The sequence below is a fragment of the Streptococcus suis genome (genome assembly GCF_002960445.1).
Lineage (GTDB): Bacteria > Bacillota > Bacilli > Lactobacillales > Streptococcaceae > Streptococcus > Streptococcus hyiners.
In genome coordinates, this window is record NZ_POJD01000188.1 from 1 (window position 1) to 368 (window position 368).

The following is a 368-nucleotide window of genomic DNA, read 5'->3' on the forward strand; positions in this document are numbered from 1 at the left end:
CTTCCGATCCTGGCGTACAAACCAGATTTGAGGAGATTGAGCAGGTCTTCCGCACGAAAACGATAGCGACGCAAGCGCTCCAAGGACTCCACAAAATGGACCAACGGATGATGACTCATCTCCTCTGCCTTACCGAAATAGTAAGGAATGTCATACTTGTCAAAAATCTTGCCAATCTGCAACTTGTAGCTATCCACGTCACCCAAGAGCAACAAGATGTCTTTATAGCGAGCACCTTGATGCACATGCTGACGAATTGCAGTCGCAACTTGCTCCACTTCTTCTTTTTGGTTAACAACCTCCCAGAGTTGGATTTTTTCTTGGTCTGGTGGAGTCAAGTCTATCATGGTCCCGCTGTAGTCATAATA

1 pseudogene is annotated in these 368 nt (G+C 46.2%); it reads right to left on the minus strand.

Going from position 1 to position 368, the window contains the following annotated elements:
* A pseudogene (locus C1G53_RS07690) lies at window positions 1–368 on the minus strand (exodeoxyribonuclease V subunit gamma); the annotation flags it as partial.